The sequence below is a fragment of the Sphingomonas molluscorum genome, assembly GCF_039522995.1.
GTDB classification, from domain to species: Bacteria; Pseudomonadota; Alphaproteobacteria; order Sphingomonadales; family Sphingomonadaceae; genus Sphingomonas; species Sphingomonas molluscorum.
Map to the genome: position 1 here is coordinate 134,388 of NZ_BAAAEL010000002.1, position 24,791 is coordinate 159,178.

Annotated in this window: 28 protein-coding genes and 2 other RNA genes; 11 read left to right on the top strand and 19 right to left on the bottom strand. The window is 68.3% G+C overall.

The window, feature by feature from the left end:
* Positions 1-111: 111 nt before the first annotated feature.
* Together ABDZ92_RS05105 and ABDZ92_RS05110 are read left to right on the top strand one after the other, a co-directional pair.
* On the top strand, positions 112-1,650 hold the full coding sequence (locus ABDZ92_RS05105) for a SulP family inorganic anion transporter (protein ID WP_241211764.1): 1,539 nt from the start codon (positions 112-114) through the stop codon (positions 1,648-1,650).
* Complete coding sequence (locus tag ABDZ92_RS05110; RefSeq protein WP_125959785.1) at positions 1,647-2,282, top strand: carbonic anhydrase; 636 nt, start codon at positions 1,647-1,649, stop codon at positions 2,280-2,282. Before ABDZ92_RS05105 ends, ABDZ92_RS05110 begins: the two co-directional genes overlap by 4 nt.
* Before the next feature lie 160 nt (positions 2,283-2,442).
* On the opposite strand, the gene rnpB is transcribed toward ABDZ92_RS05110, so the two are convergent.
* The 7 genes from rnpB to ABDZ92_RS05145 form a co-directional block, all read right to left on the bottom strand.
* Positions 2,443-2,817, bottom strand: an RNA gene (gene rnpB, locus ABDZ92_RS05115) — RNase P RNA component class A.
* 41 nt (positions 2,818-2,858) lie between these two features.
* The gene (locus ABDZ92_RS05120; protein WP_125959786.1) at positions 2,859-3,548 is read right to left on the bottom strand and encodes an N-acetylmuramoyl-L-alanine amidase; all 690 of its coding nucleotides are present in this window, start codon (positions 3,546-3,548) and stop codon (positions 2,859-2,861) included.
* A gap of 108 nt (positions 3,549-3,656) precedes the next feature.
* Positions 3,657-4,022: a response regulator gene (locus ABDZ92_RS05125; RefSeq protein WP_125959933.1), complete on the bottom strand. Its 366-nt coding sequence runs from the start codon at positions 4,020-4,022 to the stop codon at positions 3,657-3,659.
* A gap of 50 nt (positions 4,023-4,072) precedes the next feature.
* Positions 4,073-4,501 carry a chemotaxis protein CheW gene (locus ABDZ92_RS05130; protein ID WP_125959787.1) on the bottom strand — a complete coding sequence of 143 codons (429 nt, stop codon included), beginning with the start codon at positions 4,499-4,501 and terminating at the stop codon, positions 4,073-4,075.
* Complete coding sequence (locus tag ABDZ92_RS05135; RefSeq protein ID WP_125959788.1) at positions 4,498-6,843, bottom strand: chemotaxis protein CheA; 2,346 nt, start codon at positions 6,841-6,843, stop codon at positions 4,498-4,500. Before ABDZ92_RS05135 ends, ABDZ92_RS05130 begins: the two co-directional genes overlap by 4 nt.
* A gap of 51 nt (positions 6,844-6,894) precedes the next feature.
* A complete protein-coding gene (locus ABDZ92_RS05140; protein WP_125959789.1) occupies positions 6,895-7,533 on the bottom strand; it encodes a histidine phosphotransferase family protein in 639 nt (212 codons plus the stop codon).
* Between the two features lie 66 nt (positions 7,534-7,599).
* Positions 7,600-8,007, bottom strand: coding sequence for a M67 family metallopeptidase (locus ABDZ92_RS05145; RefSeq protein WP_125959790.1), 408 nt, complete (start codon positions 8,005-8,007; stop codon positions 7,600-7,602).
* Between the two features lie 17 nt (positions 8,008-8,024).
* Here ABDZ92_RS05145 and ABDZ92_RS05150 point away from each other — a divergent pair, with 17 nt between their 5' ends.
* From ABDZ92_RS05150 to mtgA, 3 genes are all read left to right on the top strand, one after another.
* Positions 8,025-8,975, top strand: a complete 951-nt coding sequence (locus ABDZ92_RS05150; RefSeq protein WP_125959791.1) for an RluA family pseudouridine synthase — start codon at positions 8,025-8,027, stop codon at positions 8,973-8,975.
* Between the two features lie 51 nt (positions 8,976-9,026).
* Positions 9,027-9,932 carry an RNA polymerase sigma factor RpoH gene (gene rpoH / locus ABDZ92_RS05155; RefSeq protein ID WP_125959792.1) on the top strand — a complete coding sequence of 302 codons (906 nt, stop codon included), beginning with the start codon at positions 9,027-9,029 and terminating at the stop codon, positions 9,930-9,932.
* A 92-nt stretch (positions 9,933-10,024) separates the two neighbouring features.
* Positions 10,025-10,729 carry a monofunctional biosynthetic peptidoglycan transglycosylase gene (gene mtgA, locus ABDZ92_RS05160; RefSeq protein WP_125959793.1) on the top strand — a complete coding sequence of 235 codons (705 nt, stop codon included), beginning with the start codon at positions 10,025-10,027 and terminating at the stop codon, positions 10,727-10,729.
* Between the two features lie 18 nt (positions 10,730-10,747).
* On the opposite strand, the gene ABDZ92_RS05165 is transcribed toward mtgA, so the two are convergent.
* The 5 genes from ABDZ92_RS05165 to ABDZ92_RS05185 form a co-directional block, all read right to left on the bottom strand.
* On the bottom strand, positions 10,748-11,023 hold the full coding sequence (locus ABDZ92_RS05165; protein WP_125959794.1) for a hypothetical protein: 276 nt from the start codon (positions 11,021-11,023) through the stop codon (positions 10,748-10,750).
* An 86-nt stretch (positions 11,024-11,109) separates the two neighbouring features.
* Positions 11,110-11,433: a YbaB/EbfC family nucleoid-associated protein gene (locus ABDZ92_RS05170; protein ID WP_125959795.1), complete on the bottom strand. Its 324-nt coding sequence runs from the start codon at positions 11,431-11,433 to the stop codon at positions 11,110-11,112.
* Positions 11,430-13,115 carry a DNA polymerase III subunit gamma/tau gene (locus tag ABDZ92_RS05175; protein ID WP_125959796.1) on the bottom strand — a complete coding sequence of 562 codons (1,686 nt, stop codon included), beginning with the start codon at positions 13,113-13,115 and terminating at the stop codon, positions 11,430-11,432. Before ABDZ92_RS05175 ends, ABDZ92_RS05170 begins: the two co-directional genes overlap by 4 nt.
* A 97-nt stretch (positions 13,116-13,212) precedes the next feature.
* Positions 13,213-13,310: signal recognition particle sRNA small type (gene ffs / locus ABDZ92_RS05180), an RNA gene on the bottom strand.
* 61 nt (positions 13,311-13,371) lie between these two features.
* Complete coding sequence (locus ABDZ92_RS05185) at positions 13,372-13,821, bottom strand: hypothetical protein (protein WP_125959797.1); 450 nt, start codon at positions 13,819-13,821, stop codon at positions 13,372-13,374.
* A gap of 196 nt (positions 13,822-14,017) precedes the next feature.
* On the opposite strand from ABDZ92_RS05185, the gene dcd reads away from it, so the two are divergent.
* Positions 14,018-14,572 carry a dCTP deaminase gene (dcd, locus tag ABDZ92_RS05190; protein WP_125959798.1) on the top strand — a complete coding sequence of 185 codons (555 nt, stop codon included), beginning with the start codon at positions 14,018-14,020 and terminating at the stop codon, positions 14,570-14,572.
* Positions 14,573-15,170: 598 nt separating this feature from the next.
* On the opposite strand, the gene ABDZ92_RS05195 is transcribed toward dcd, so the two are convergent.
* The 4 genes from ABDZ92_RS05195 to ABDZ92_RS05210 all read right to left on the bottom strand — a co-directional run bounded on the left by ABDZ92_RS05195 (position 15,171) and on the right by ABDZ92_RS05210 (position 17,745).
* Positions 15,171-15,596 carry an ExbD/TolR family protein gene (locus ABDZ92_RS05195; RefSeq protein WP_125959799.1) on the bottom strand — a complete coding sequence of 142 codons (426 nt, stop codon included), beginning with the start codon at positions 15,594-15,596 and terminating at the stop codon, positions 15,171-15,173.
* A gap of 28 nt (positions 15,597-15,624) precedes the next feature.
* Positions 15,625-16,104: an ExbD/TolR family protein gene (locus tag ABDZ92_RS05200; RefSeq protein ID WP_125959800.1), complete on the bottom strand. Its 480-nt coding sequence runs from the start codon at positions 16,102-16,104 to the stop codon at positions 15,625-15,627.
* Positions 16,105-16,177: 73 nt separating this feature from the next.
* Positions 16,178-16,984: a MotA/TolQ/ExbB proton channel family protein gene (locus ABDZ92_RS05205; RefSeq protein WP_125959801.1), complete on the bottom strand. Its 807-nt coding sequence runs from the start codon at positions 16,982-16,984 to the stop codon at positions 16,178-16,180.
* 77 nt (positions 16,985-17,061) lie between these two features.
* On the bottom strand, positions 17,062-17,745 hold the full coding sequence (locus ABDZ92_RS05210) for an energy transducer TonB (protein ID WP_125959802.1): 684 nt from the start codon (positions 17,743-17,745) through the stop codon (positions 17,062-17,064).
* Positions 17,746-17,971: 226 nt separating this feature from the next.
* Here ABDZ92_RS05210 and ABDZ92_RS05215 point away from each other — a divergent pair, with 226 nt between their 5' ends.
* Entirely contained in the window at positions 17,972-18,838 is an 867-nt protein-coding gene (locus ABDZ92_RS05215) for a hypothetical protein (RefSeq protein ID WP_272695097.1), read from the top strand.
* 21 nt (positions 18,839-18,859) lie between these two features.
* Here ABDZ92_RS05215 and ABDZ92_RS05220 read toward each other — a convergent pair whose 3' ends face one another.
* Positions 18,860-19,648: an SDR family oxidoreductase gene (locus tag ABDZ92_RS05220; RefSeq protein WP_241211766.1), complete on the bottom strand. Its 789-nt coding sequence runs from the start codon at positions 19,646-19,648 to the stop codon at positions 18,860-18,862.
* The gene (locus ABDZ92_RS05225; protein ID WP_125959804.1) at positions 19,645-20,016 is read right to left on the bottom strand and encodes a dihydroneopterin aldolase; all 372 of its coding nucleotides are present in this window, start codon (positions 20,014-20,016) and stop codon (positions 19,645-19,647) included. Before ABDZ92_RS05225 ends, ABDZ92_RS05220 begins: the two co-directional genes overlap by 4 nt.
* Positions 20,017-20,187: 171 nt before the next feature.
* Here ABDZ92_RS05225 and ABDZ92_RS05230 point away from each other — a divergent pair, with 171 nt between their 5' ends.
* Genes ABDZ92_RS05230 through ABDZ92_RS05245 form a run of 4 tightly spaced genes read left to right on the top strand, consistent with a single transcriptional unit; the run spans position 20,188 to position 23,111 of the window.
* Positions 20,188-20,703, top strand: coding sequence for a GNAT family N-acetyltransferase (locus ABDZ92_RS05230; RefSeq protein ID WP_125959805.1), 516 nt, complete (start codon positions 20,188-20,190; stop codon positions 20,701-20,703).
* A 52-nt stretch (positions 20,704-20,755) separates the two neighbouring features.
* Positions 20,756-21,325, top strand: coding sequence for a DUF1285 domain-containing protein (locus tag ABDZ92_RS05235; protein WP_125959806.1), 570 nt, complete (start codon positions 20,756-20,758; stop codon positions 21,323-21,325).
* Entirely contained in the window at positions 21,322-21,915 is a 594-nt protein-coding gene (locus tag ABDZ92_RS05240; protein WP_125959807.1) for a CoA pyrophosphatase, read from the top strand. Before ABDZ92_RS05235 ends, ABDZ92_RS05240 begins: the two co-directional genes overlap by 4 nt.
* A complete protein-coding gene (locus ABDZ92_RS05245) occupies positions 21,903-23,111 on the top strand; it encodes a CCA tRNA nucleotidyltransferase (protein ID WP_206432150.1) in 1,209 nt (402 codons plus the stop codon). Before ABDZ92_RS05240 ends, ABDZ92_RS05245 begins: the two co-directional genes overlap by 13 nt.
* Here the strand turns inward: ABDZ92_RS05245 and ABDZ92_RS05250 are convergent.
* Positions 23,084-24,724: a putative bifunctional diguanylate cyclase/phosphodiesterase gene (locus ABDZ92_RS05250; RefSeq protein ID WP_241211767.1), complete on the bottom strand. Its 1,641-nt coding sequence runs from the start codon at positions 24,722-24,724 to the stop codon at positions 23,084-23,086. The two genes, ABDZ92_RS05245 and ABDZ92_RS05250, sit on opposite strands and share 28 nt — an antisense overlap.
* Positions 24,725-24,791 lie beyond the last annotated feature (67 nt).

Sequence of the window (24,791 nt, forward strand, 5' to 3'; positions counted from 1 at the left end):
CGGTCGTGTTTTATATGCTGTGCCGCATGCGTCCCAGACGCTTTTACCCGATCAAGAGAAGGTACCGCGGTGTCCTTGGCCTCTAAATTTGCGACAAGCTGGCGGCAGGACGTGCCGGCCTCGATCGTGGTGGCGCTCGTCGCGCTGCCCCTCTGCCTGGGGGTCGCACTGGCGTCCGGCGCGCCGCTGTTCTCGGGCCTGATCTCGGGCATCGTGGGCGGCATCGTCATCGGCATGTTGAGCAAGTCTCCCCTGTCGGTCAGCGGCCCGGCCGCCGGCCTGACGGTGATCGTGCTCGATGCGATCCAGCGCCTGCCGAGCTATGAGGCGTTCCTGCTGGCCGTGGTGCTGGCAGGCTGTATCCAGCTCGTCTTCTCCGTCTCGCGCGGCGGCATTCTCAGCGAGTTCGTCCCCTCGTCCGTCATCACCGGCATGCTCGCCGCGATCGGCCTGATCCTGATCCTCAAGCAGTTCCCGCACGCGATCGGCTATGACGCCGATCCGGAAGGCAGCTTCTCGTTCTGGCAGGGCGATGGCGAGAACACCTTCTCCGCGATCGGCCGCGTGCTGCGCGAGCAGATCGTGTGGGGCGCGGCGATCATCGCCGCGATCTCGCTGGCGTTCCTGTTCTGGTGGGATCATGCCAAGCCCAAGGAAGGCCCGCTGCGCTTCCTTCCCGGTCCGCTGGTCGTCGTGGTCGGCGCGGTGCTCATCAACGCCCTGTTCGGGATGGTCGCGCCGAACCTTCAGGTCCAGCCGTCGCACCTGGTGAGCGTGCCCGTGGCCGCAGGCCTCGGCGAGTTCATCGGCCTGTTCACGACCCCGGACTTCGGCCAGATCAGCAACGCGGCCGTGTGGAGCACCGCCGTCACGCTCGCGATCGTGGCCAGCCTCGAATCGCTGCTGTCGGTGAAGGCGATCGACGAGATCGACCCCAAGCGCCGCACCACCGACAAGAACCGCGAGCTGTTCGCGCAGGGCAGCGGCAACATCGTCGCCGGCCTGATCGGCGGCCTGCCGGTCACCTCGGTGATCGTCCGCAGCTCGGCCAACGTGGACGCCAACGCTAACAGCCAGCTCTCCACCATCCTGCACGGCTGCTGGCTGCTGCTGAGCGTGCTGCTGATCCCCGCGATCCTCAACCTGATCCCGCTGTCGGCGCTGGCCGCGGTGCTGATCGCCACCGGCTACAAGCTCACCAAGCCGTCGCTGTTCACCAAGCGCTTCAAGCAGGGCTGGACCCAGTTCGTGCCGTTCGTCGTGACGGTCGGCGCGATCCTCTTCACCGATCTGCTGGAAGGCATCGTGATCGGCCTGGTCGTCGGCTTCATCTTCGTGATCGGCCGCAACTTCCGTCCGGCGATCATCTTCGTCCAGGACGGCGACAGCTGCATGATCCGCGCCCGCCGCAACCTCTATTTCATCCACAAGTACGAGCTGCAGAAGGAGCTCGCGAAGGTTCCGGACAACACCCACGTCCTGATCGACCTGTCGGCCACCAGCTACGTCGACATCGACAACATCGACATCATCAACGCGTTCGTCCGCAACGCGCAGTTCCGCAACATCGGCGTGATCGTCCGTGGCGACGTCGGCGAGCAGACGGCGTCCAAGATCCAGGCGCCGCGCAAGGAGGTCGTCTTCGCATGAGAGAGTACAAGCACCTGCTCCTCGCCAACAAGGCATGGGCAGCCGAGCGGCTGGAAGAGCGCCCCGACTATTTCGAGCGCCAGATCGCCGGCCAGCAGCCGGAGTTCCTGTGGATCGGCTGTTCCGACAGCCGGGTCGCGGCCGGACAGCTGACCAACACGCCGCCGGGCGGCATGTTCATCCACCGCAACGTCGCCAATCTGGTGAACGAGGACGACATCAACCTGATGTCCGTGCTCGAATATGCGGTCACCGTGCTCAAGGTCCGGCACATCATCATCTGCGGCCATCACGGCTGCGGCGGCATCAATGCGGCGCTGGAAGGCGGCGCTACCGGCTTCCTCGGCAAGTGGCTGCGCAACGCCGAACAGGTCTATCGGGACCATCAGGACGAAATCGATTCGCTGCCGGAGAGCCAGCGGTCAAACCGCCTTGTGGAGCTCAACGTCCGCGACCAGCTCGTGCGTCTCGCGCGCACCTCCGTCGTTCAGGACGCCTTTGCCGCGGGGCAGACGCTCTACCTCCACGGCTGGGTCTATGACCTGCGCGACGGCCTCATCAAGCCGATGATGGAGATCGATTCGACGACGCCGCTCGGCGAAGTGCCGCGGCCCCAGCCGGTCCTCGTCTGACCCACTTCAACCCCCTCCCGGGTGCAACCCCTCCTGCACCCGGCGCGTCGGTCCGTCCTGCCTATCGTCCCTGGGTATCGTGGCGGACCGGCGCAACCCATCTCGCCCGATCGGGTGCCTTCGCGCACCGTCACGGCAAGGATCCAGCGCTGGGCGGGAACGCGTCAGAGGGTCTGTAAGCCGGGTTCTGTCCACCCGCGCGAGGCGGGATAGGCGACCATTCCTCTAGGACGACGCTTGCGCGCCGCCTCCAGCAACCAACCCGGACGACGGGCCGGAACGAGGCCCATGTGCCGTCCCTATTCGGTCTTGCTCCCGGTGGGGTTTGCCATGCCGTTCCTGTTACCAGGCCCGCGGTGCGCTTTTACCGCACCCTTTCACCGTGACGTGGCCGAAGCCGTCGCCGTTTGCTCTCTGTGGCACTTTCCCTGGGGTCGCCCCCGCCGGGCGTTACCCGGCACCGTCGTTTCCGTGGAGCCCGGACTTTCCTCGCCCCCGTTCTTGCGAACGAGGCCGCGGCCGCCCGACCCTCTGACCCGGCCCGCCTAGCGCAGCTTCGCCGCCGGGGAAAGCCGCTCAGTCGTCGCCCTGCGGCTTGGGCAGCAGGAGCGCCAGCAGCAGCGAGCGGCACTCGCCGTCGATGATCCCGTCCACCATCTCCGGCCGGAAGCGGCGCTGGAAGGCAGTCACCGCCGCGACCGGATCCTCGACGTCGTAGCCGAACCGTTCGAGCGCGAGCAGGAAGCCGGCGTCGCTCCAGTGGGGGTCCATTAGGTTCTGGGTGGGCCGTGGCAGGGCCAGCCGCAGCCGTGCGAGCTTGCCCCACGGAAACAGTTCGCCAGGATCCTGCTTGCGCGCCGGTGCGATGTCCGAGTGGCCGACCACGTTCCCGCGGGTGATGGCGTGGCGCTGCTTGATGTCGGCGACCAGCCGGATCACCGCGTCGATCTGCTCGTCTGGAAACGGGACATAGCCCCATTCATGGCCCGGATTGACGATCTCGATGCCGACGGAGGCGGAATTGATGTCGGTCACCCCCCGCCAGTGCGAGCGGCCGGCGTGCCAGGCCCGCCTTGCCTCGTCCACCATGCGGACGACGGTGCCGTCCTCGGCAACGAGATAGTGGCACGACACCTTCGCCTCTGGATCGGCCAGCCGGGCGATGGCGGAGGCGGCGTCCTGCATGCCGGTATAGTGCAGCACCACCATGGTGACCGGCAGTGAACGATCGTCGAAGTTCGGCGAAGGCCTGTCGATAAACTGCATGCACCCCGTCCCCAAGCTACGCCGAAGCGATGCGTCGCCCGCCGGGCAAAGGCAAGCCGGAGGTCCGGCGGCGCCGCGCGCGGCCGCCGGAGCGTGGCGACCGGGCGATCAGGCGAGCCCGATGATCTGGAACTTGCTCTCCAGGGTCTCGCGGTCGAACGGCTTCATCACATATTCGTCGGCGCCCGCCTCGATCGCGGCGCGGATGTGCGCCATGTCGCCCTCGGTGGTGCAGAACACCACCTTGGGCCGCTGCGGCAGCCCGGCGTCCTTCAAGGCCCGCAGGAAATCCATGCCGCTCATCACCGGCATGTTCCAGTCGAGCAGGATGGCATCCGGAGGCGTTGCGATGCAGCTGGCGAGTGCCTCACGCCCATCGCCCGCTTCGCGAACCTCGAACCGGAGGGCCTCCAGAATGTGGCGTGCGACCTTGCGGATGACCTTCGAATCGTCAACGACCAGACAGCTTTTCATCATTTCCCCCTGAAACCCTGATCGCACGCCCGGCCCGATCTTGCGAGGGCTCACGCAGGCTGAACAATCGCGTCCAGGAGTGCGGCGGGATCGAGCACCAGGATGCGCTCCCCGGCGCGCATGGCCGCCGCCCGCACCACCCCGCGCCAGGCCGCCGGCAGGTCCCCGCCCCCGTCGACCAGTTCGGGCCGGAGCGCGACCGCATCGTGCAAAGCATCGACCAGCAAGGCATAATCATGCCCCTCGACCGTCGCCATCACCGCTTGGTTCGAGGCCATGCTGCTGCGGGCGAGGCCGATCGCACGCGGCGTGTCGATCACCGTCACCACCCAGCTGCGCAGCGCCGCCAGGCCCAGCACCGCGCGGGGAGCCCGCGGGACGGGAGTAATCTCCTTGAGTTCGACGGCATTGCCGGGCCGGTCGGAGGCGATGGCGACCACCTGGTCGGCGATCCGCGCAACCAGGTAGAGCCCCTTCATTGCAGCGCGCCCGCAGTTCGGGTGCAGCTTGCGACCGCCGCGAGCAGCGCGTCCGAATCATAGCGGTAGATGCTGGTGTCGCCGGGTCCTGCCGGATCGGGCAGGTTGCGCAGGCGGATGACCGGGGGTCCGCCCGGGCGCTCGGAAACCAGGGTCGCGCGCGCAGCCGCTTCGGTCATCAGCACGACGGCGGGCGGCTCCCACGATGCGCGACCGAGCGCGACCCGATAGCCGTGTTGTTCCAGCAAAGGCCCGATGAAAGCCGCCAGGGGACCATAGGCCGGTGCCGCGAGCAGGCAGAGCGGCCCGCCGGCCAGCCCGGATGGCGTGGCGGGTTCCAGCTGCGCAAGCAACCAGTCGACGTCGATCAGCTCGATGCGCTGCTTGTCGAGCACCACCGTGCCCGCAATCCGCCCTGCCGTGCCTGCGGCTTCCACCACCTCGGGCAGGTACACGAGATCCGTGGCGTGCCGCGCGGCATAGGCGAGCTCCTGTCGGCCGTTGCTGAGGCGCAGCACGGTCATCTCTGCACCATCGTCGACCGGGGCCACTGCCTCGGCCGCCAGCCACTTTCCGTCCAGCAAGAGCCGCAGGCGCCCGTCCGCGACGTGGACGGCTTCGGATCGGGCCAGCTGGATCCGGTCCACCGCCGCGAGCGGGACCACCCGGCGGGCGCCGTCGAGATCGACGAACACCAGCCCTGGCGGACCACCCCCGTTCGCTGCCGCTTCCTCGGGAGGCTTGTCTTCCAGGCCTTGGCTCGGCGGCGGCGGAAACCGGACGCCGGCTGCGCTGGCGATCCCGGCGCAATCGAGCAACAGCATCGGCTTGCCGCTGTCCGGCAACGTCGTTCCGGCGTAGATGCCCGTGGCCATCACCGGCGGCGACGCCGGCTTCACGACCAGTTCCTGGTGATCGAGCACCGCGTCGACGGCAAGGGCAAAGCAGCCATTCGGCGCGTTGACCACGATCAGCGTCTGCGGCTCCGTACGCGGGGCGGCCAGCTCCAGCAGCGCGGCCAGGTCCACCACCGGCATCCGGCGCGTTCGCACCTCCACCAGCTCGGTCCCGTCCTCCTCCCGGATACGCGCGCGGGGACCAGCAACGATCTCCTCCACGACCTGGCGCGGAAGGGCGAAGCGCTGCTCGCCGACCGCCACCAGGACGGCGGGGATGATCGACAGCATCAACGGCGCCTGAATCTGGATCCGCAGCCCCTCGCCCGGCCGGTTCTCGAGTTCGATCCGGCCGCCGATCTGTTCGACTGCGGACCGTACCACGTCCATGCCGACGCCCCGCCCGGAGATCGGCGTCGCCGCGTCCCGCACCGACAGCCCGGGTTCGAAGATCAATTCGGCACCTGCGGCCGGATCGAGCGCGCGGAGCTCCGCTTCCCGGCGGCTGCCGGAGGCGACGAGCTTTTTTACCAGGCGGTCGACGTCGATCCCGCGTCCGTCGTCGATGACCTCGAGCACGATCTGGTTGCCGGCCTGGCGTGCGGCGATGGTCAACTGCCCCGCCTCGGGCTTGCCGGCGGCCTGCCGCTCTGCTGCGCTTTCAATGCCGTGGTCGATCGCGTTGCGAACCATGTGCACCAGCGGATCGCGCATGACTTCGACCATGTCGCGATCGATCTCGATGTCGCTTCCCTCCAGCTTCAGCGACACCGTCTTGCCGAGCTCTGCCGCGGTATCGCGGACCAGGCGGGGAACCGCTGCGAACAGCGTCTCGATCTTCTGCATGCGGGTGCGCGTCACCGCATCGCGCATCTCGGCGATGGAAAGCGACAGCCGCGCCAGCGCCGCCTCGACGCCAGGATCGACGCTTCCCCGCCGGAGCAGACGTGCCAGTTCGTTGCGGGCGAGCACCATGTCGGACATGCCCGCCATCATCCGGTCGAGCAGGCCCACGCCCAGCCGCACGCTGCGGCCGCCGGTGCGCGGCACGGCCGCAGGAAGCGGCACGACGTCAGGGGCGCCCGGCCCCAGCGCGGCGATCAGCCCCGCTTCGTCGTCTTCCGGCACGGCAGCGCCCCCATCGAGCGCTTCGACGAGCGCCCCGATGCGATCGACCACCGCCAGCACGGCGTTGACCAAGGCGCGATCCGGCGTGCGCGTACCCGCCCGCACGTCCGCCAGCACGTCCTCGGCAGCGTGGCTCAGCCGCAGAAGCCGCGGCAGCCCTAGGAAGCCGCAGCTCCCCTTTACGGTGTGGACGAAGCGGAAAATGGCATCGAGCCGTGCGCGGTCGCCCGGCGAGGCTTCCCAAGCCACGATTTCGCCGGACAACGCCTCCAGCGTCTCGCGCGTCTCTGCGATGAACTCCCGGAGAAGATCGTCCATAAAGTCCCTGTTTCCCCGGATAGGCATGCCTGCCCCCGGGTTAAGAGGGGGTTAGCTCCGCGGGAAGGAGGCGCCGAACAGCAGCACGTCCGCCTCCGGAGGCGAGACCTGGAGCGTGCCGCCGCTCTGCTTCACCAGCGCATGAGCCAGGAACGCCGCCGCCGCGCGCGGCGCCAACAGGTCCCCTTCCCCCGACAGCGCGTCGCGCAGTTCGGGGTCCAGCACGATCCGCGGCCCGTCCGCACGCACGACGATCTCGACGCCACCCGCATTCGTCTCGGCGCCGATGTCGAGCTGGCCGCCGCGGACCAACGCGTCGCCGCCGATCAGCGCCAGGTTCAGCAGCGCCTTGATCGCGGGCTTGGGAAGGGTCGGCTCGGCGACCATCCACCCGAGCTTCACCCGGTGGTTCTCCGAAAACAGCCCCTCGATCGCGGCGCGCGCCTCGCGCGTGTCGACCACGTCGCCGAACCCGCCGGCGGCGCCAAAGGCCAGGCGAAAGAACTTCAGCTTGTTGGCGGAAGCGCGCGCACTTTCTGCCAGCAATTCCAGGCATCGCGCCCGCATCGCCGGGTCCTGCTCGTCGGCCAGCAGCTCCAACCCGTTGTTGAGCGCGCCTACCGGGCTGAGAAGATCGTGGCACAGCCGGGAGCACAAGAGGCTCGCAAAGTCGGTGGCGCTGATCTGCATGGCGGAAATCCGATCGAAATGGGTGTTCGGCGCACCTTCTGACGCTGCCGGACGGTCTCCGCAACCTCAGCCGACAAAGCGTAGCGGGACCGGGACGAACCGTCCGGCGACGGGTCCTTCCGCCACCGCGCGCCAGCAGCCGAGCGTCTCGGCATTGGTGATGATCCACAAGGCGCCGTCGGCGTGCGACGCGGCCGCATCGGCGCTGGAAGGACGCACCGCCCCCCGGGGATGCGAGTGATAGTGGCCCAGCACCGCAGGCCCGCCCCCGCGCGCTGCGCGGTGGGCCGTGAGCAGCGCGGACGGATCGATCTCGAAGGTGGTCGTCGGGTCCGCGGCGACATTGGCGGCGGGCATCAGCGCCGTGACCCGGCCGGGCTCGCCCAGGAGCAGCCCGCACACCTCCCGGTCGGGCGAAACCGCCGCGGCATCGCGGATCGCCTGCGCGATCCCGGTTGCAATCTCCAGCGTCATTCCCATCTAGCTAGAACATGATCCGGGGGGATTCCATCATTGCGGCGCAGGTCGCCGAGGCAGCCGACGGGTGGCGTCTGGACCGTGCACTCGCGCACGCGCTGCCGGACCTGTCGCGCGAGCGGCTGAAGGCGCTGATGACGTCGGGCAAGGTGCTGGCGAGCGACGGTACCGCCGCTTCCGATCCCTCGCGCAAGGCGCGCGCCGGCGACCGGTTCGACATCCACGTCCCTGCGCCCGAACCGGCGGACAATGTGGCCCAGGACATCGCGCTCACCGTCGTGTTCGAGGACGAGCATCTGATCGTGGTCGACAAGCCGGCCGGGCTGGTCGTCCATCCGGCCGCGGGCAATCCGGACGGCACCCTGGTGAATGCGCTGCTCCACCATTGCGCCGGGCAGCTGTCCGGCATCGGCGGCGTCGCCCGGCCCGGCATCGTCCATCGCATCGACAAGGACACCTCGGGGCTGCTCGTCGCGGCCAAGCACGACCAGGCGCACGAGGGGTTGGCACGCCAGTTCAAGGCGCACTCGATCGATCGTCGCTACCAGGCGATCGTGTCCGGGCGCCCGAAGACGGGCAGCGGCACCATCGACGCGCCGCTCGCGCGCTCGTCCACCAATCGCAAGAAGATCGCCATCGTCCAGGGCGGCAAGCGCGCGGTGACGCATTGGTCGCTGGTACGCCCCCTGCGCGAGGCGGCGCTGGTGGAGTGCCGGCTGGAGACGGGGCGGACCCATCAGGTGCGCGTCCACATGGCCTCAATCGGCCACCCCCTGGTAGGCGATCCGGTGTACGGTCGGGCGCGTCCGCAGCACCGCGAAGCCCTGGAAACCCTGGGTTTCCGGCGTCAGGCTCTGCACGCGGCACATCTAGGGTTCATCCACCCTGTACTAAGGCACGCTTTAGCGTTCCATAGCGAAGTTCCGGCAGACATGCAGGAACTGTTGCACCATCTTCACGTATAAGCTGGCGCGCGCTTTTCGAGGAAAGCCTGCGCAAATAAGGGAGAAGCGATCATGGCTAGCGGCAGCAACGTCCCCGCGACGATTCCCGCATTGGGCGGCGAAGCGAGCCTCAACCGCTACCTGTCGGAGATCCGGAAGTTTCCGATCCTGGCGCCCGAGCAGGAATATATGCTTGCCAAGCGGTTCCAGGAGCATGGCGACACCGAGGCTGCGGCGCAGCTGGTGACCAGCCACCTGCGGCTCGTGGCCAAGATCGCGATGGGCTATCGCGGCTATGGCCTGCCCGTGTCCGAGCTCATCTCGGAGGGCAACATCGGCCTGATGCAGGGCGTGAAGAAGTTCGAGCCGGACCGGGGCTTCCGCCTCGCGACCTATGCGATGTGGTGGATTCGCGCCTCGATCCAGGAGTTCATCCTGCGCTCCTGGAGCCTCGTGAAGATGGGCACGACCGCGGCGCAGAAGAAGCTGTTCTTCAACCTGCGGCGCATGAAGTCCAAGCTCGACGCGTTCGAGGACGGCGATCTCAGCCCCGAGCATCTCGCCAAAATCGCGACCGATCTGGGCGTGACGGAGGAAGAGGTCACCTCCATGAACCGCCGCATGGCGATGGGCGGCGACACGTCGCTCAACGTCCCCATGCGCGAGGACGGCGAGAGTCAGTGGCAGGATTGGCTGGCCGATGAGGGCCCGCTGCAGGACGAGCGCGTCGCCGATGCGCAGGAAGCCGATGTCCGCCACGGCATGCTGGTCGAGGCGATGGACGACCTCAACGACCGCGAGAAGCACATCCTGACCGAGCGGCGCCTGACGGACGACCCCAAGACGCTGGAGGAACTCTCCCAGGTCTATGGCGTCAGCCGCGAGCGCGTCCGCCAGATCGAGGTGCGCGCGTTCGAGAAGCTGCAAAAGGCGATGATGCGCCTGGCCGGCGACAAGCGCCTGCTCGCCACCGCCTGAACTTTCGGGACGCGCCATCGGGTGCGTCCCGGCCCGCCCCTAGGGGCGTACGGGCGGTTCCAATCCGTCGCGCTTCGCTCTAGCTGTCGGCCATGGTCGCCGCAGTCCGAACCCGATCGCCCGTCCGCCGCCTGCTGGGCTGGCTCGTCAAGCTCGCGCTGGGCTTCGTCGCCCTCTCCGTGGCCATGACGGTGGTCTACCGCTTCGTGCCCGTTCCCATCACCTGGACGATGCTGGGCGACGTCTTCACGGGCCATGGGGTGACCAAGTCCTGGCGTTCGCTTTCCCGCATCGACCCGGACATGGCGCGCGCGGTCATCGCGGGCGAGGATTCCGGCTTCTGCTCGCACAGCGGCTTCGACTTCGACGCCATCGCCAATGCGGCCAAGCGCAACGCCCGCGGCGGGCGCATCCGCGGCGGATCCACGATCAGCCAGCAGACGGCGAAGAACGTCTTCCTGTGGCAGGGCGGCGGCTATGTCCGCAAAGCGCTGGAGGCGTGGTTCACGCTCTTGATCGAGAACATCTGGGGCAAGCGGCGGATCATGGAGGTGTACCTCAACGTCGCCGAGACCGGCATCGGCACCTATGGTGTCGAGGCGGGTGCGCGCCGCTATTTCAAGCACGGCGCCGACACGCTTTCACCGTCGGAAGCGGCACGCATCGCCGCGGTGCTGCCGTTGCCCAAGAAGCGCGCAGCGATCGCGCCGCACGGCTTTACGCGCCGGCACGGCAACACCATCGCCGCGCGCGTGGGCGTGGTGCGCCGGCAGGAACTGGACGCCTGCCTCCGCTGAGGTCAGGCGTCCGTCGAATTACTTGGTCTCGCCGCTCGCGGCGTCGCTCACCGCGCTGCCGGCCTTGTCGGCCGCATCGCCGACGCTCTTGGCCGCGCCCGCGACCGCTTCGGTCTGGATCGTGTCGTTGTTGCTGGCGCGCAGCAGGAAATAGCCGCCGATCAGGACTGCGATCAGCAGCACGATGGCGAGAAGCGCCGTGCCGCCGCCGCCGCTGCGGCGTTCCACGACCGTGGTGTGCGGTGCAGCGCCCGTGGTGGTGGTGGTCGTCGTATCGATGCGATCGTCGGACATGGCATTCACTCCCTTCCGTTTCGAATGCGGATTAACTCCGCCTTCGAAACGAAAGTTCCCGCGATGCCGCGCGACGACCTGCCCGATCAGAACGGCAGCTTGAAGCCCGGGGGCAGCGGCAGACCGCTGGTGAGCTTGGACATCTCGCCCTGGCTGGCGGCGTCCGCCTTGGCGCGCGCGTCGTTGAGCGCCGCTGCGATCAGGTCTTCCAGCATCTGCTTTTCGCTGGGCTGAAGCAGCGAGTCATCGATGTCGACGCCGAGGATCCGGCCCTTTGCCGAGGCACGGATCTTCACCAGCCCGCCGCCGGACTGACCCTCCACCTCGATCGTGTCGAGGCTGGCCTGCGCCTTTTCGAGTTCGGCCTGCACATTCTGCGCCATGGCCATGATGTCGTTGAGGTCTTTCATCGAGCGATGCTCCCGTCCTTGCGTTTCCAGTGATCGAGTTCGGCGCCCGGAAAGGCTGCCATGGCCGCCACCACCAGGGGCGACGCCAGTATCTCCGCGCGCTCCGCCTCGGCCTGTGCCGCCAGCGTTTCACGCAGCGTCGGGTTCCCCGCCCCCTCCCCGATCAGGATGCTCCAGGTCTGGCCGGTGATCTCCCGAAGCGCCAGGCCCAGGTCGCGCGTGAAGTCGGTCGGCAGCGGCCGCGTGCCCGACATTTCGAGCTCTGGCGGCTCCAGGCGGATCGGGCGGACGTGGTTGCGGACCTGCACCTGCAGGGTGTGGCGGCCGTGCTTTTCCAGCAAGTCCGCGATCGCCTCGACGCTATCGGGCAGCGCGGGCGGCGCCGGCTCCGGCTCCGCGGCGACCGGCGCCAGAGCAGGTGCGGGTGCGGGTGCGCTGGCGCCCTGGGGCACTCCCCCGGCGGGCAGCGCCGGTCCGCGGCCTTCTGCCAGCGCCCGTGCAAGCTCGCCCGGGTCCGGCAGGCTCGACGCATGGATCACGCGCAGCAGCGCCATCTCGCAGGCTTCGATCGGCAGCGCCGCGCGCGCGACCTCGTCATGCCCCTTCAACAGCAACTGCCACAGACGATGCAGCATCGGGAACGACAGCGACTCGGCCCAATGGGCGAGCGCCTCGCGCTCCTCTGCCGATTGCCCGGCGGGCGGCGTCGCCCCGACCTTGGCGAGGGTCACGCCATGCACCGTCTCCAGCAGGGTGCGCAGCACCGCCTGCGGATCGACGCCCAGGTCATATTGGCCGCGCAGCGCCGCGAGCGCCGGCGCCGCCTCGCCTGCCAGCAGCAGCCGGAACAGTTCGCGGATCGCCCCGCGGTCGGACAGGCCCAGCATCGCTCGCACCGCGTCGGCACGCACGCCCTCGCCTTCCATCCCGGCATGAGCGATCGCCTGGTCGAGGATCGAAAGGCCATCGCGGGCCGAGCCTTCCGCCGCACGCGCGATCAGCGCCAGCGCCTCGGGCTCCGCTTCGAAGCCTTCGGCGGCGACCACATGCGCGAAATGCTCAGCGAGCAGCTCGGCGGGGATTCGGCGCAGGTCGAATCGCTGGCAGCGCGACAGCACCGTGACCGGCACCTTGTTCACCTCGGTCGTGGCGAACAGGAACTTCACATGGCCGGGCGGCTCCTCCAGTGTCTTGAGGAGGCCGTTGAAGGCCGCCTTCGACAACATGTGGACTTCGTCGATGATGTAGATCTTGTAACGCGCCGATACCGCCGCGTAGCGCGAGGCCTCGATGATCTCGCGGATGTCGTCGATGCCGGTGTGGCTGGCGGCGTCCATCTCGATCACGTCGATATGGCGCCCCTCTGCGATCGCGCGGCAGGGCTCGCATACCCCACACGGATCGATGGTCGGGCCGCCCTGCCCGTCCGGACCGATGCAGTTGAGCGCCTTGGCGATCAGCCGCGCGGTGGAAGTCTTGCCGACCCCGCGCACCCCGGTGAGCAGGAAGGCATGCGCCAGCCGGTCGCGCTTGATCGCATTCCCCAGCGTGGTGACCATCGCATCCTGGCCAATCAGCTGGGAGAAGGTCTGGGGCCGATACTTGCGTGCCAGCACGCGATAGGCGTCCGCCTTGGCGGTGGGCTGCGGCGTCTCGCCCAGGTCTAGGAAGGAATCGGACATGTCGGCCGATCCTTAGCGGCTCACGCAGCGGCTGTCGAAGCCGCGGGCTGCAAAGAGGCGGCTTGCAACGCCTGCGAGCGATGAGCCAGCGATGGGTTGAGGTGGGAGCCGGAACGACCCGGTACGGAATCGTTGCGGCTGCTTCCTTCCGGACCTGACCGGGTTGGCGACGGCACCGTCCGCCCGACTCCCGCGCGCCATATGGACAAGGGCCGGCCCCGTGGCAAGCCCGGCGTCACTCGGCGGGTAGCGGTGCTCAGACGCCGGGCGGCAGGTCGGTCCCGATCACAGGTGCCGGAGGCTGCGGGAGCGAGACCTCCCGGGCCATCGCGGCGACATCGGCGATGTGGCGCTGCAGGCGCTCCACCATGCGGACAGCCGCGGGATGATATTCGTCCCAGCGCTCGACGGCATCCTCCGCGATCCAGCGCCGCTGGAAAGCGCGAAAGCTCTCCGTCAGTTCGATGCAGTCGATCTTCATCGCCCGGGCGAGCGCAGCGTCCCGGGCATTGCCGCCGGCGATGATCGGATCGAACACCTCGCGGTGGATGAACTGCTGATAGGAGGTCAACAGCCGCCCCATCGCGCTTCGGCGCGTGGCGAGAAAGGCCGCGGAGGGGCGCAGTTGCGGGTCGCGAAGAAGCGGATCGCCTTCTTTGAGCAGCGCCAGCATCCAGCCGTGATGATCCTGCAAGCGTTGCAGCATGCTCGCTCCCCTCGTGCACATTGGCGACGAAGTCCCGCGGAACCCGTGGTTTCTGTCCCGCTCCCGCTCGTTAGCACAAATAGCCGGATCGCGCCCGGGGGGATGCATCCGGCGCGCCCGCTGGATCGATCGCCACTGTGGGGTTGCTCAGACTGGCAAAGCGGGCAAAGGCTCCCCGCCAAAGCAGGGGGACACCATGGCGATTCTTTCCGACCGCTGGATCCGGGAACAGGCGGTCGAGCACCGCATGATCGAGCCGTTCGTCGAGGCGCAGCGGCGCGAGGGCTGCATCAGCTACGGCCTGTCCTCCTATGGCTATGACGCGCGGGTCGCGGACGAGTTCAAGATCTTCACCAACGTCGATTCGGCGACGGTGGACCCCAAGGACTTCGCCGCCAACAGCTTCGTCGACCGGCAGACCGACGTGTGCATCATCCCGCCCAACAGCTTCGCGCTGGCCCGCACGGTCGAATATTTCCGCGTGCCCCGCGACGTGCTGGTGATCTGCCTCGGCAAGTCCACCTATGCGCGCTGCGGCATCATCGTGAACGTGACCCCGCTCGAACCCGAGTGGGAGGGCCATGTCACGCTGGAATTCTCCAACACGACCCCCCTCCCGGCCAAGATCTACGCCAACGAGGGTGCCTGCCAGTTCCTGTTCCTGAAGGGCAACGAACCGTGTGAGACCAGCTACGCCGACCGCGCCGGCAAATATATGGGCCAGCGCGGGGTCACGCTGCCCCGGCTGTAGGGGCGCCTTCCCTCCCGCTTCCCGCTTAGGCCGGTTAGCCGGTCTTGCTCCGAGCACCGGACCGGCCTCGAGCGGAATTCCCGCTCCATGGGCGGCCGACCGGCAGTGAAGCGCAGGACGGCCGAGGCCAGCGAACCCCTGGGGCCCCGTTGGTTGCCCATGCTGTGCCGGGCTGCGGCGTCATGAACGTCACCTCTCTACCCGTCGCCACGGCCGCGTAGCCTGCGGACCGTTGATGATCCGCCGTGAGCCGGTTCGACGCGCACGGCCGACGACTCTGAGCTAGGTCGGGTCAGTCCAGAATCGTGAGAAAACGCTCCGTCGAGAGCGCTCCATCATGTCAGCCCCGCGGTGGCAGCCAAGCCACGCTCCGGACCGTCTGGCGCAGCAGAGGGGCCGTGGCCCGTCCCCAGGAAGACCCGACTTTCCGCAGGGCGCCGCTGCGTCCTTCAGGCACGGTTCCGCACCCCGCGATCAACGCCGCCTCCCTGCCTTACGCGATCGGCTCCGCCTGGCCAGCAGCGCCCCAGACAGCAAAACGCCCGCGCGGGGGTCCGCGCGGGCGCTTTTCGATCGCTTGCTGGTCCGGCGAACCGGATCAGAAGTCGTTGCGGTACTGCTCGTTGCCGACGAACCCAAGCTTGGTCACGTTGGACCGCTTGATGATCGACAAGATGCCGTCGACGACCTCGTAGCGGGCGTTCGCGTCGGGCTGGAAGTGGAGTTCCGGCTCCGGCGACATCGCCGCAGTCTGGTCGAGGTACTGACGCAGCGTCACCTCGTCGACCGTCGCACCGTTCCAGGTGACGACGCCGTCCGCCGTGATCGCGATCTTGTTCTTTTCCGAATCAACCACATCCTGCCTGTTCGGATCCGGCTGAGGCAGATCCACCTTCACCGCATGCGTCTGAATCGGGATGGTGATGATGAACATGATGAGGAGCACGAGCAGGACGTCGATCAACGGCGTCGTGTTCATTTCCATCATCGGCTCGCCGTCATCGCGGCCGCCACTCATTGCCATGTGAGACTACTCCTCGAAAACGCCGGCATCAGAGACGGGGCGTGCCGCCCGGCTCGGGCTCCGAGATGAAGCCGACCTTGGCGAAGCCAGCCGACTGCATCGTGTAGATGGTGCCGCCGATGCAGCGGTACGGGGTGTTCACGTCGCCGCGGATGTGGACCTCGGGAAGCTCGACGCCCGGAGCGTTCGGGCCGCCCTGACGTGCGACCTCGTCCTCGAGCTTCTTGACCGCGCGCTCGCGAAGTTCGCCGCTGCTGACCGGCGTGAGGTTCCAATACACCTCACAGCTGTTGCCGGAGCCGCGTACGGAGAGCGACACGTTTTCAGGCTTGGTCGTCGTCGGCTCGAACTCCACCTTCGGAAGCTGCAGTTCCACCGACTGGACCACCACCGGCACTGCGATCAGGAAGATGATCAGAAGCACCAGCATCACGTCCACGAGCGGCGTGGTATTGATGTCCGAAAGCGGCTTTTCTTCGGAGCCGTCGCCGCCAACACTCATCGCCATAAGGCTATCCTATTCTCGTTTTCGTCACGTCGTCCGCCGGGCCGTGAAGCCCGGCGGCGAGGTAGGTATCCGCTTACGGACGGGTCGGCACGCCACCGGTCTGGCCGGCGGTCGTGGTGCCGGTCACCGGCTTCGCAGCGGTCGCGGCCGGCTTGGCAGCAACGGTCGACTTCGAAGCGAGCGTCGGGCGAACCGCGCCGTTCGAGGCCAGGAAGCCCAGCACGTCGTTCGAGAAGGCCGACAGGTCTTCCGCGATCGACTTGTTGCGGCGCTGCAGCCAGTTGTAGGCGAGCACGGCGGGAACCGCGACGACCAGACCGATGGCGGTCATGATCAGCGCTTCACCGACCGGGCCGGCGACGTCGCCGATGGCGGCCTGGCCAGCGGCACCGATCTTCACCAGCGCGCGGTAGATGCCGACCACGGTACCGAACAGACCGACGAACGGCGAGGTCGCGCCGACGGTCGCGAGGAACGCGAGGCCCGCACCGAGCTTCGAGTTGATCGCGGCTTCCGAACGCGCGAGCGAGCCGTGCAGCCAGTCATGCGCCTCGACCGGATCGGTCAGCTTGGCGTGCTGCTCCTGAGCGGCGAGGCCGTCGTCGACGATCTGGCGATAGGCCGAGTTCTTGTCGAGCTTGGCAGCGCCTTCGCGCAGCGAGTTCGACTGCCAGAAGGTCGCGCGGACGCGCTTCGCCTGGTTGATGATCTTCTGCTGCTCGAACAGCTTGGTGAACAGGATGTAGAACGAGCCGACCGACATGATCACCAGGATGGCGAGCACGGTCCAGGCGATCGCACCGCCCTGCTGCAGAGCTTCCCAGAAGCCGAAGTTCGGAGCGCCGGCGGGAGCCCCGGCAGCAAAGATGTTGGTGAGCATTGTGAGATGTATCCCTTACAGAAGCATGCGCGAATGGTTCTAAGGTGCCCGGCGCACGAGCGCCGGGCCTTGTACGATTATTGGTCTTCGAGCTTCCAGGTCACGCTGAGCGGATAGGTCGAGGCGACCGGATTGCCCGCTGCGTCCTGTGCCGGCGTGAACCGCACGCGGCTCTTGGAGATCCGGCACGTCGTCTGGTCCAGCGCGGAGTTGCCGCTCGAGGACGTGACGACGCAATCGGTCACCCGACCATCGGTGCCCACGGTCAGCTTTGCGCTGACGCGACCTTCGGCGCCCTCGCGAACCGCCGACGGCGGATACGCATCACGGCCGAAGAACTGGCCCGGATTACCCTTCAGACCCGCCTTCTTGCTGATCGCAGGCGGGGCCGGCGGAGCGGGCGGCGCAGGAGGTGCCGGCGGCGCGGCGACCGGAACCGGATTGTACGTCGGCGGCGGCGTCGTCACCGACTGGATCACCACCGGCGGCGGTGTCTGCACGCGCACGATCGGCGGCGGCGTCACCACCGGCGGCGGCGACTGCGGCGGCTGATCCGGCGGCGGCGGCGGCGGCGGCGGAACTTCCTCAGGCGGGGGCGGCGGCTCGACGATGTCGAACGTGTCCAGGTCCTCCACCTGCTTCTTCACGTACTTGTACGCGAGACCAGATATAAATGCGTACCCAATGAGCACGTGCAGCAACGCCACGACGGCGATTGCGACGATGCGCCCAGGACCCGCTTTTTGATCAGCATAGGCCATTCAGCAACAAAACTCCTTAAGCCTCACACCGAGTGGTACGGAGCGCGTTCGCAGCCCGCGACCTTGCATCCGCACCATCGCCGTAGCGCTGCTGGGAACACCGCCGATTCTCTATCGTGGCACTTTCCGCGACGCAAACGCTTTGTCAGACGCAACAAAAGTGCAATCGTCGGTACGAACGCCCGCATCTTGAATCGGCCTAGGTCGATGCTGCAAGATCGCGTAGATGCTGGCAACCATGTTTCGACTTTATCCTGCATCCGCATCGGCGGCACTGCTGCTTTTCGCCCCCCTTTCGCCCGCGGCAACGGCACAGCAAACCGCGCCCGCCGAGCAGCCCGCCGTCGGCTATGCGGAAGTCGCCGATCTGGTGCTTGCGGCGCCGCTGGTCATCGACGCGACGATCACCAGCGCGACCCGCATCAAAGGTGCCGAGGCCGCCGGCGTCGCCGCCAATGCGGCCCGCTTCTATGTCGAGGCAGAGGTCGGCGCGCTGATCCGCGGCTCGGGCGCGATGCCGGCGCGAATCGGCTATCTCGTTGATGTTCCGCTGGATTTCCGAGGACGTGCGCCCAGTCTGAAGAAGACGCGGGTGCTGATCTTCGCCCGCCCGGTCGCCGGCCGGCCCGACCAGGTACAGCTCGTGCAGCTTGATGCGCAGCGGAGCTGGAGCCCGGCGCTCGACGCGCGCGCACGCGGTGTCGTCCGGGAGATCCTGGATCGCAACGCGCCCCCGGCGATCACCGGCATCGGCAACGCCTTCCACGTCGTGGGCACGCTGCCGGGCGAGGGAGAGACGCAGATCTTCCTGAAGACGGAGACCGGCGACCCGGTGTCGCTGCTGGTGCTGCGCCGCCCGAATCAGCCGCCCCGCTGGGCCGTGTCGTTCGGGGACATCGTCAATGAGGGCGCTGGTCCGCCGCAGCGGGACACGCTGGGTTGGTACCGACTCGCCTGCGGGCTCCCGCGCAGCCTGCCCGCCTCCGCCCTGGAGACGCAGGACGAACAGGGCGCGCGAATCGCCGCCGAGGACTATCAGTTCGTGCTGCGCTCGCTCGGCCCCTGCCACGCCGAGTCCGGCGCCGGCGCCTGATCTTGCGCGACGGCGAGGGCCTCAGTCGCCCTCGCCGTCGCGGGCGAGATGGACGAAGTCCCGCTCGAACCGGCGTAGATTGGCGCCTCCGTCCACGAACAGCACCTGCCCGGTCGTCGCCCGCGCACCGGCTAGGAACAGCACCGCATCGGCGATGTCGTCCGGTTCCGGCAAGCGCGCGAGCGGCATGAGGCCGGCGAGTCGCGCCACCTGCTCGGGCGTATAATCCGCGGTCGGCATCGTCAGTCCCGGCGCCACGCCGTTCACGCGGACACCCGGCTTCAGCGCATAGGCAAGCGTGCGGGTGACCTCCGCCAGCGCCTGCTTGGAAATCGTGTAGGCGAGCTGGTCCGCAGGCGGCTGGACGATGCGCTCGTCCAGCATGTTGATGACGCAGGTCCCTTCCGCGGGCGCCTGCGCCGCAACCGCGGCTGCGAGCGCGAACGGTGCCGCGGCGTTCACCGCGAAATGCCGCACCAGCGCATCCATGCCGGGCACCGCTGCGTCCTCGGCCCGGAAGCAGGAGGCGTTGTTGACCAGAAGCGTCACCGGCTGCCCGAAATGCGCCGCCACGCGCGGCACCAGGCCCGCTACCGCCTCCGGATCGGAAAGCTCCGCTGCGAAGCATTGATAGGGCGCGCCCGCAGCCTCGAGGCGGGCAAGAAGATCCGCGTCCGGCTCGCCTTCGCTGCTCGCGTGCAACGCCAGCGCATAGCCCGCCTCCCCAAGCCGGGCCGCGATATGCGCGCCGAGCCGCCGGTAGCTTCCGGTGACCAGTGCCAGCGGGCGGGCAGCGGCAGGCGATGTCACGGGCGGTGACGGACCAGCCGGATCCCGATCGATTCGCCCGCCTCGGCGATGGCGAGCTTCACGATCGATACCTCCACCCGCTGCACGCGCGGATCGGAGATGAACAAGGTGCGTGCGATATGGTCCGCAACCCCTTCGATCAGCGTGAAATGTACGCCCTGCGGCAACGCCTCGCTCGCCGCGTGCTTCAGGTCGAGATAGCTCTTCGACGCCGACAGCGGCGTGTCGGGCGCGAAATGTTCGGGGCAGTCGAGGTCGACCGTCATCGAGATGCGCAGCGGCTGCGGCAGGTGCGTCTCTTCGGAATAGACGCCGGTCAGAACCTGCACTTCGAAGTCGTGTACCTGGAGTTGGAGAAGATCGCGCACCGGTTGCTGTCCCTTATGGTTCGATTCGTCCCCTAGCAGATGAGGAGGCGTCGGGAAGCTGCCCTTCCGGAGAGCACGACCGCCGCCCGCGATTCAGCTTTGCGTCCGCCCGCACGGGGGCTAAACGCGCGCGCCCTCGGCAGTCCCGCCGGGGAGGAGTCGTCTGCTTCCGTGATCCACCTCGTCCCGCTTGCCCAGATCGCCCCGCACCAGGTCGAAGCGTTGCTCGACCGCGCATTCGGGCCGGGTCGCCATGAGCGCACCGCCTATCGCGTGCGTGCCGGGACTCGCGCGATCCCGGAGCTCAGCTTTGCAGCGGTGGCGGAAGACGGCGCGCTACTCGGCACCATCCAGTGCTGGCCGGTTTCGCTCGCCTGCGACGACGGCGAGCGCGTGGCGATGGTGATGGTAGGGCCGGTCGCGGTGGAGCCGGCGGCGCAGCAGGGCGGCATCGGGCGCATGCTGATGCGCCACATGCTCGACGCGGCGGATGCGATGCGCGATCCGCTGCCGCTGATGCTGATCGGCGATCCGGAATATTACGGCCGCTTCTTCGGCTTCGACGCAGCGCACACGAGCCGCTGGCGCCTTCCCGGGCCATTCGAAGCGCGCCGCCTGCTGGCCCGCGGTACAGGAGTTCCGGAGTGCGCGGGCGAGCTTCAGCCACGCCAGGTCGTGCCGGACTGAGGGTTGTGCGGGGTTGCGCCCGCGCGCCCGGGTCGCCATCGAAGGTCGGGTCATGCCCATGCGTCCCCTCCCCGATCTCGCCTCGCTCTCCCTCGCAGAGATTGCCCAGCTGATGGAGGAAGACCGGCTGCCGCCGGTCGAGCGCTGGAATCCGACGCATTGCGGGGACAGCGGTATGACGATCCTGCGCGACGGCCGCTGGCTTCACGAAGGCGCGCCGATCACCCGCGAATCGATGGTGCGGCTTTTCTCCACCATCCTGCGGCGCGAGCCCGACGGCAGCTACGTCTTGGTCACTCCGGTGGAAAAGCTCTCCATCGCGGTGGAGGATGCGCCGTTCGTGGCAAGCGAGCTTCGCGCCGAGGGCGAGGGCACCGAAAGCCGGCTGATCTTCCGCCTGAACACGGGGGACCTGGTGCTGGCCGACGCGGGCCATCCCCTGCGCTTCGAACAGGGCCCGGACGGCGCCCTCCCCTATCTGCAGGTACGCGGCGGCATGGACGCGCGCATGGCGCGGCCGGTCTATTACGAGCTCGTCGAGCGCGCGCTGGCGCGTGAGGGACAGGATCCCGTCCCCGGCGTGTGGAGCGCGGGCAGCTTCTTCCCGCTCGACGCGGCATGACGCTTGCCGAACGGCTGCGTGCCGGCCTCGCGCAGCCGGCGCAGATGCCGCTGCTGACGGGGGATTTCGACGAGGATGAAGTGGCGGCCGTCCGCTGGCGCGAGGCGGCGGTTCTGGTCGCGGTCACCGACCGGGAGGAGCCGGGCATCCTGCTGACCCAGCGGACGGCGACGCTGCGCAACCATGCCGGCCAGATCGCCTTTCCCGGCGGCCGCATCGATCCGGAAGACCCCGACGCCGTCGCCGCCGCGCTGCGCGAGGCCGAGGAAGAAGTGGCGCTGCCGCGCGAGGCCGTCGACGTGGTGGCCAGCCTCGATCGCTATCGCACCGCCACCGGCTTCACCGTCACGCCCGTGGTGGGCGTAGTGGCGCCCGACCTGCCGCTCGCTCCCAACCCGCACGAGGTGGCCGCGGTGTTCGAGGTGCCGCTGGCCTTTCTCCTCGACGCGGCCAACCACGCCAAGGGCCACGCCACCTGGCGCGGCCGGGAACGCCATTATTACGAGATCTGGTTCGAAGGCTGGAGAATATGGGGTGCTACGGCAGCGATGCTGGTGAACTTGTCGCGGAGGCTCGCGTGGACGGCCTGACGCTGCCTGCCGCCGATTGGCAGGACCGGCCCGGGCTCGCCGGCCTCGCGGAGGCGTTGGGCGGCGATCGCGGCGAAGCCCGCTTCGTGGGCGGCGTCGTTCGCGACACGCTGCTCGGCATCGCCGCCGCAGACCTGGACGTCGCCACCGCCCATGATCCCCAGACGGTCCTGGCGCGCCTGAAGGCCGCCGGCATTCGCGCCGTCCCGACGGGGCTTCAGCACGGCACCATCACCGCGGTGCTGGAAAGCGGCCCGGTGGAGGTCACGACCCTTCGCCGCGACGTGGCGACCGACGGACGCCACGCCACCGTCGCCTTCACCGACGACTGGCGCGAGGACGCGGTGCGGCGGGACTTCACCATGAACGCGCTCTATGCGGACATGGTCACCGGCCGGATCACCGACTATTTCGACGGCGTCGCCGATCTGCGCGCGGGTCGCGTGCGCTTCATCGGCGATCCGCTGCGCCGCATCGCCGAGGATCACCTGCGGATCCTGCGCTTCTTCCGCTTCCTCGCGCGCTTCGGCGACACGCCCGATCCGGAGGGTCTCGCCGCCTGTGTCGCGCGCGCCAACGACCTGATGGCGCTGTCCCGGGAACGGGTGGCCGACGAACTGCTCAAGCTGCTGGTGGCGCGCTCGGCCGTGGAGGTCGTCGGATTGATGCAGGCGCAGGGCATCTTCGTGCCCGTCCTGCCGGAGATCGACTCGGCCAGCGTCGCCCGGCTCGCCCGCCTGGCGGCTCGGGAGCAGGCCTGTGGCGTCGCCCCCGACGCGATCCGCCGGCTGGTCGCGCTGATCCCTGCGGAGGCGCTCGAGTCCGTCGGCGCCCGGCTCAAGCTCTCCAACGCGCAGCGCAAGCGGCTGGCGCTGGCGGCAAGTGCCGAGGGCATCAGCTCGCCGCGCGCGCTCGCCTATCGCATCGGAACCGAAGGGGCGATCGACCGCCTGCTGCTGTCGGACGACCCTGAAGCGGCAGGCGCCGTCGCCGACCTCCTCGACTGGGTCCGCCCGCAGTTTCCGCTGACCGGCGGCGCGCTGGTCGCACGCGGCATCGGCAAGGGCCCGGACGTCGCCCGCGCCCTGCGGCGCATCGAGGATCAGTGGATTGCGGAAGGCTTCCCGGACGCCGCGCGCGTCGAGGCGCTAACTGCGGCGGAGCTCGATCAGCGGTTGCGTTCCAGCAGCAGCTGATAGGCACGCTCGGCATCGACCGGGCGGGCATAGAGATAGCCCTGCCCATAGTCGCAGCCGAGCGCGCCCAGCGTCTGCTCCAGCGCCTCGGTCTCGATGCCCTCGGCGGTGGTGCGCATGCCCAGCGTCTGCGCGAGGCTGAGCACCGCGCGTACGATCGCCACCTTGTCCCGGTTCGCGAGCATTCCCGACACGAAGCTGCGGTCGATCTTGAGCAGGTCGATCGGCAGGCTCTGGAGATAGCCCAGGTTGGAATAGCCGGTGCCGAAATCGTCCATGGCGATCGTGGTACCGAGCGCCTTGAGCGCCCGCAGCGTCTCGGCGGTGGGATCCCGGTCACTGACGATCGCGCTTTCGGTCAGCTCGATCGTCAGCCGCCGCGGCGCCAGGTTATGCGCTGCAAGCGTGCGCTCCACCAGCGCGACCACATTGTCCCGCCGCAGCTGGACGGCAGAGAGGTTGACGGCGACCGTAAGCCCGCAGCTCGCCCCGCTCACCCGGTCCCAGCCGGCCAGGGTGCGCATCGCCTCGTCCAGCGCCCAGCGGCCCATGGGCACGATTAGTCCGGCTTCCTCGGCCACGGGAATGAACCGGGCGGGCGGGATGTCTTCCCCCGCCTCCGTCCGCCAGCGCGCCAGTGCCTCGAACGAGACGATCCTGCCGGTCGCAAGGTCGCAGATCGGCTGGTAGTGGAGGTGCAGATTGCCGGAATCGATCGCCCGGCGCAGCTCGGTCTCGATCGAGAATTCGGCACGCATCACGTCCAGCGCCTCGGACCGGTACACCTCCGGAAGACCGGTGCGTTTGGCACGCTTCGCTGCGAACTGCGCGTGGCGGACCATGTCCTCATGATCAGCGGCCAGGCACGCGCCCAGGGCGATCCCGATCGAGCAGCCGATGCGGACCTCGAAATCCGAAAGAGTGAACGGGATCGCCAGGGCGCCACGAATCCGCTCCGCCACCTCGGTGGCGTCATCGCTACGATTGACGCCTGAGAGCAGGATCGCGAACTCGTCCCCACCGGTCCGCGCCAGCACGTCCGGCTGGCGCAACGCCCCTTTCAGGCGGCGGGCGACCGAGATGAGCAGTTCGTCTCCGACGATGCTGCCCAGGCAGGCATTGATGCGGCTGAACCGGTCGAGGTTGAGCGCGAGGACCGCGTATTGTTCGCGCCCGCCCTTCGCCAGCACCTCCTCCAGCCGGTCCTCGAAGCCCGCGCGGTTGGGAAGTCCGGTGAGCGCGTCGATCGCCATCTCGCGCCGCAGGCTGTGCTCCGTCCGCTCCTCGGGGGTGCGGTCGATCAGCGACAGCAGGCAACGACGGGCACGCGCCCCGCTGCGCCGGGTGAGCACTACCCGATAGTAGCGCGCATCAACCGCTTGCCCGAGCGTCCATTCGAACACGTCGCGAAGCGCATCTCCCTCGAGGAACCGGTGGATGCGCGCCCGCATGTCGCTGCAGTCCAGCGCGCCCTTGGGCCCTGCCTCGGCATCGATCTGTCGGAAGCCGCTGTTGATCCGAGAGAGGGTAACCTTGCCGTCACGGAGCGTCGCCACCGCCGCCGGCATCGGCAGGACGTCCAGGAACGGCTCGGTCGCCAGGGATCGGCTCATGTCCTCTCCGGAAGGACCCGGGTTTCCGGCATCCTCGTGTGCGCTAGATCGCCGTTGCGAAAGCAGT

Coding starts and splice junctions, on each gene's coding strand:
- ABDZ92_RS05110 (WP_125959785.1), top strand. CDS start 1,647: ATGAGAGAGTACAAGCACCTGCTCCTCGCCAACAAGGCATGGGCAGCC.
- ABDZ92_RS05120 (WP_125959786.1), bottom strand. CDS start 3,548: ATGCAGTTTATCGACAGGCCTTCGCCGAACTTCGACGATCGTTCACTG.
- ABDZ92_RS05125 (WP_125959933.1), bottom strand. CDS start 4,022: ATGAAAAGCTGTCTGGTCGTTGACGATTCGAAGGTCATCCGCAAGGTC.
- ABDZ92_RS05130 (WP_125959787.1), bottom strand. CDS start 4,501: ATGAAGGGGCTCTACCTGGTTGCGCGGATCGCCGACCAGGTGGTCGCC.
- ABDZ92_RS05135 (WP_125959788.1), bottom strand. CDS start 6,843: ATGGACGATCTTCTCCGGGAGTTCATCGCAGAGACGCGCGAGACGCTG.
- ABDZ92_RS05140 (WP_125959789.1), bottom strand. CDS start 7,533: ATGCAGATCAGCGCCACCGACTTTGCGAGCCTCTTGTGCTCCCGGCTG.
- ABDZ92_RS05145 (WP_125959790.1), bottom strand. CDS start 8,007: ATGACGCTGGAGATTGCAACCGGGATCGCGCAGGCGATCCGCGATGCC.
- ABDZ92_RS05150 (WP_125959791.1), top strand. CDS start 8,025: ATGATCCGGGGGGATTCCATCATTGCGGCGCAGGTCGCCGAGGCAGCC.
- rpoH (WP_125959792.1), top strand. CDS start 9,027: ATGGCTAGCGGCAGCAACGTCCCCGCGACGATTCCCGCATTGGGCGGC.
- mtgA (WP_125959793.1), top strand. CDS start 10,025: ATGGTCGCCGCAGTCCGAACCCGATCGCCCGTCCGCCGCCTGCTGGGC.
- ABDZ92_RS05165 (WP_125959794.1), bottom strand. CDS start 11,023: ATGTCCGACGATCGCATCGATACGACGACCACCACCACCACGGGCGCT.
- ABDZ92_RS05170 (WP_125959795.1), bottom strand. CDS start 11,433: ATGAAAGACCTCAACGACATCATGGCCATGGCGCAGAATGTGCAGGCC.
- ABDZ92_RS05175 (WP_125959796.1), bottom strand. CDS start 13,115: ATGTCCGATTCCTTCCTAGACCTGGGCGAGACGCCGCAGCCCACCGCC.
- ABDZ92_RS05185 (WP_125959797.1), bottom strand. CDS start 13,821: ATGCTGCAACGCTTGCAGGATCATCACGGCTGGATGCTGGCGCTGCTC.
- dcd (WP_125959798.1), top strand. CDS start 14,018: ATGGCGATTCTTTCCGACCGCTGGATCCGGGAACAGGCGGTCGAGCAC.
- ABDZ92_RS05195 (WP_125959799.1), bottom strand. CDS start 15,596: ATGGCAATGAGTGGCGGCCGCGATGACGGCGAGCCGATGATGGAAATG.
- ABDZ92_RS05200 (WP_125959800.1), bottom strand. CDS start 16,104: ATGGCGATGAGTGTTGGCGGCGACGGCTCCGAAGAAAAGCCGCTTTCG.
- ABDZ92_RS05205 (WP_125959801.1), bottom strand. CDS start 16,984: ATGCTCACCAACATCTTTGCTGCCGGGGCTCCCGCCGGCGCTCCGAAC.
- ABDZ92_RS05210 (WP_125959802.1), bottom strand. CDS start 17,745: ATGGCCTATGCTGATCAAAAAGCGGGTCCTGGGCGCATCGTCGCAATC.
- ABDZ92_RS05215 (WP_272695097.1), top strand. CDS start 17,972: ATGCTGGCAACCATGTTTCGACTTTATCCTGCATCCGCATCGGCGGCA.
- ABDZ92_RS05235 (WP_125959806.1), top strand. CDS start 20,756: ATGCCCATGCGTCCCCTCCCCGATCTCGCCTCGCTCTCCCTCGCAGAG.
- ABDZ92_RS05240 (WP_125959807.1), top strand. CDS start 21,322: ATGACGCTTGCCGAACGGCTGCGTGCCGGCCTCGCGCAGCCGGCGCAG.
- ABDZ92_RS05250 (WP_241211767.1), bottom strand. CDS start 24,724: ATGAGCCGATCCCTGGCGACCGAGCCGTTCCTGGACGTCCTGCCGATG.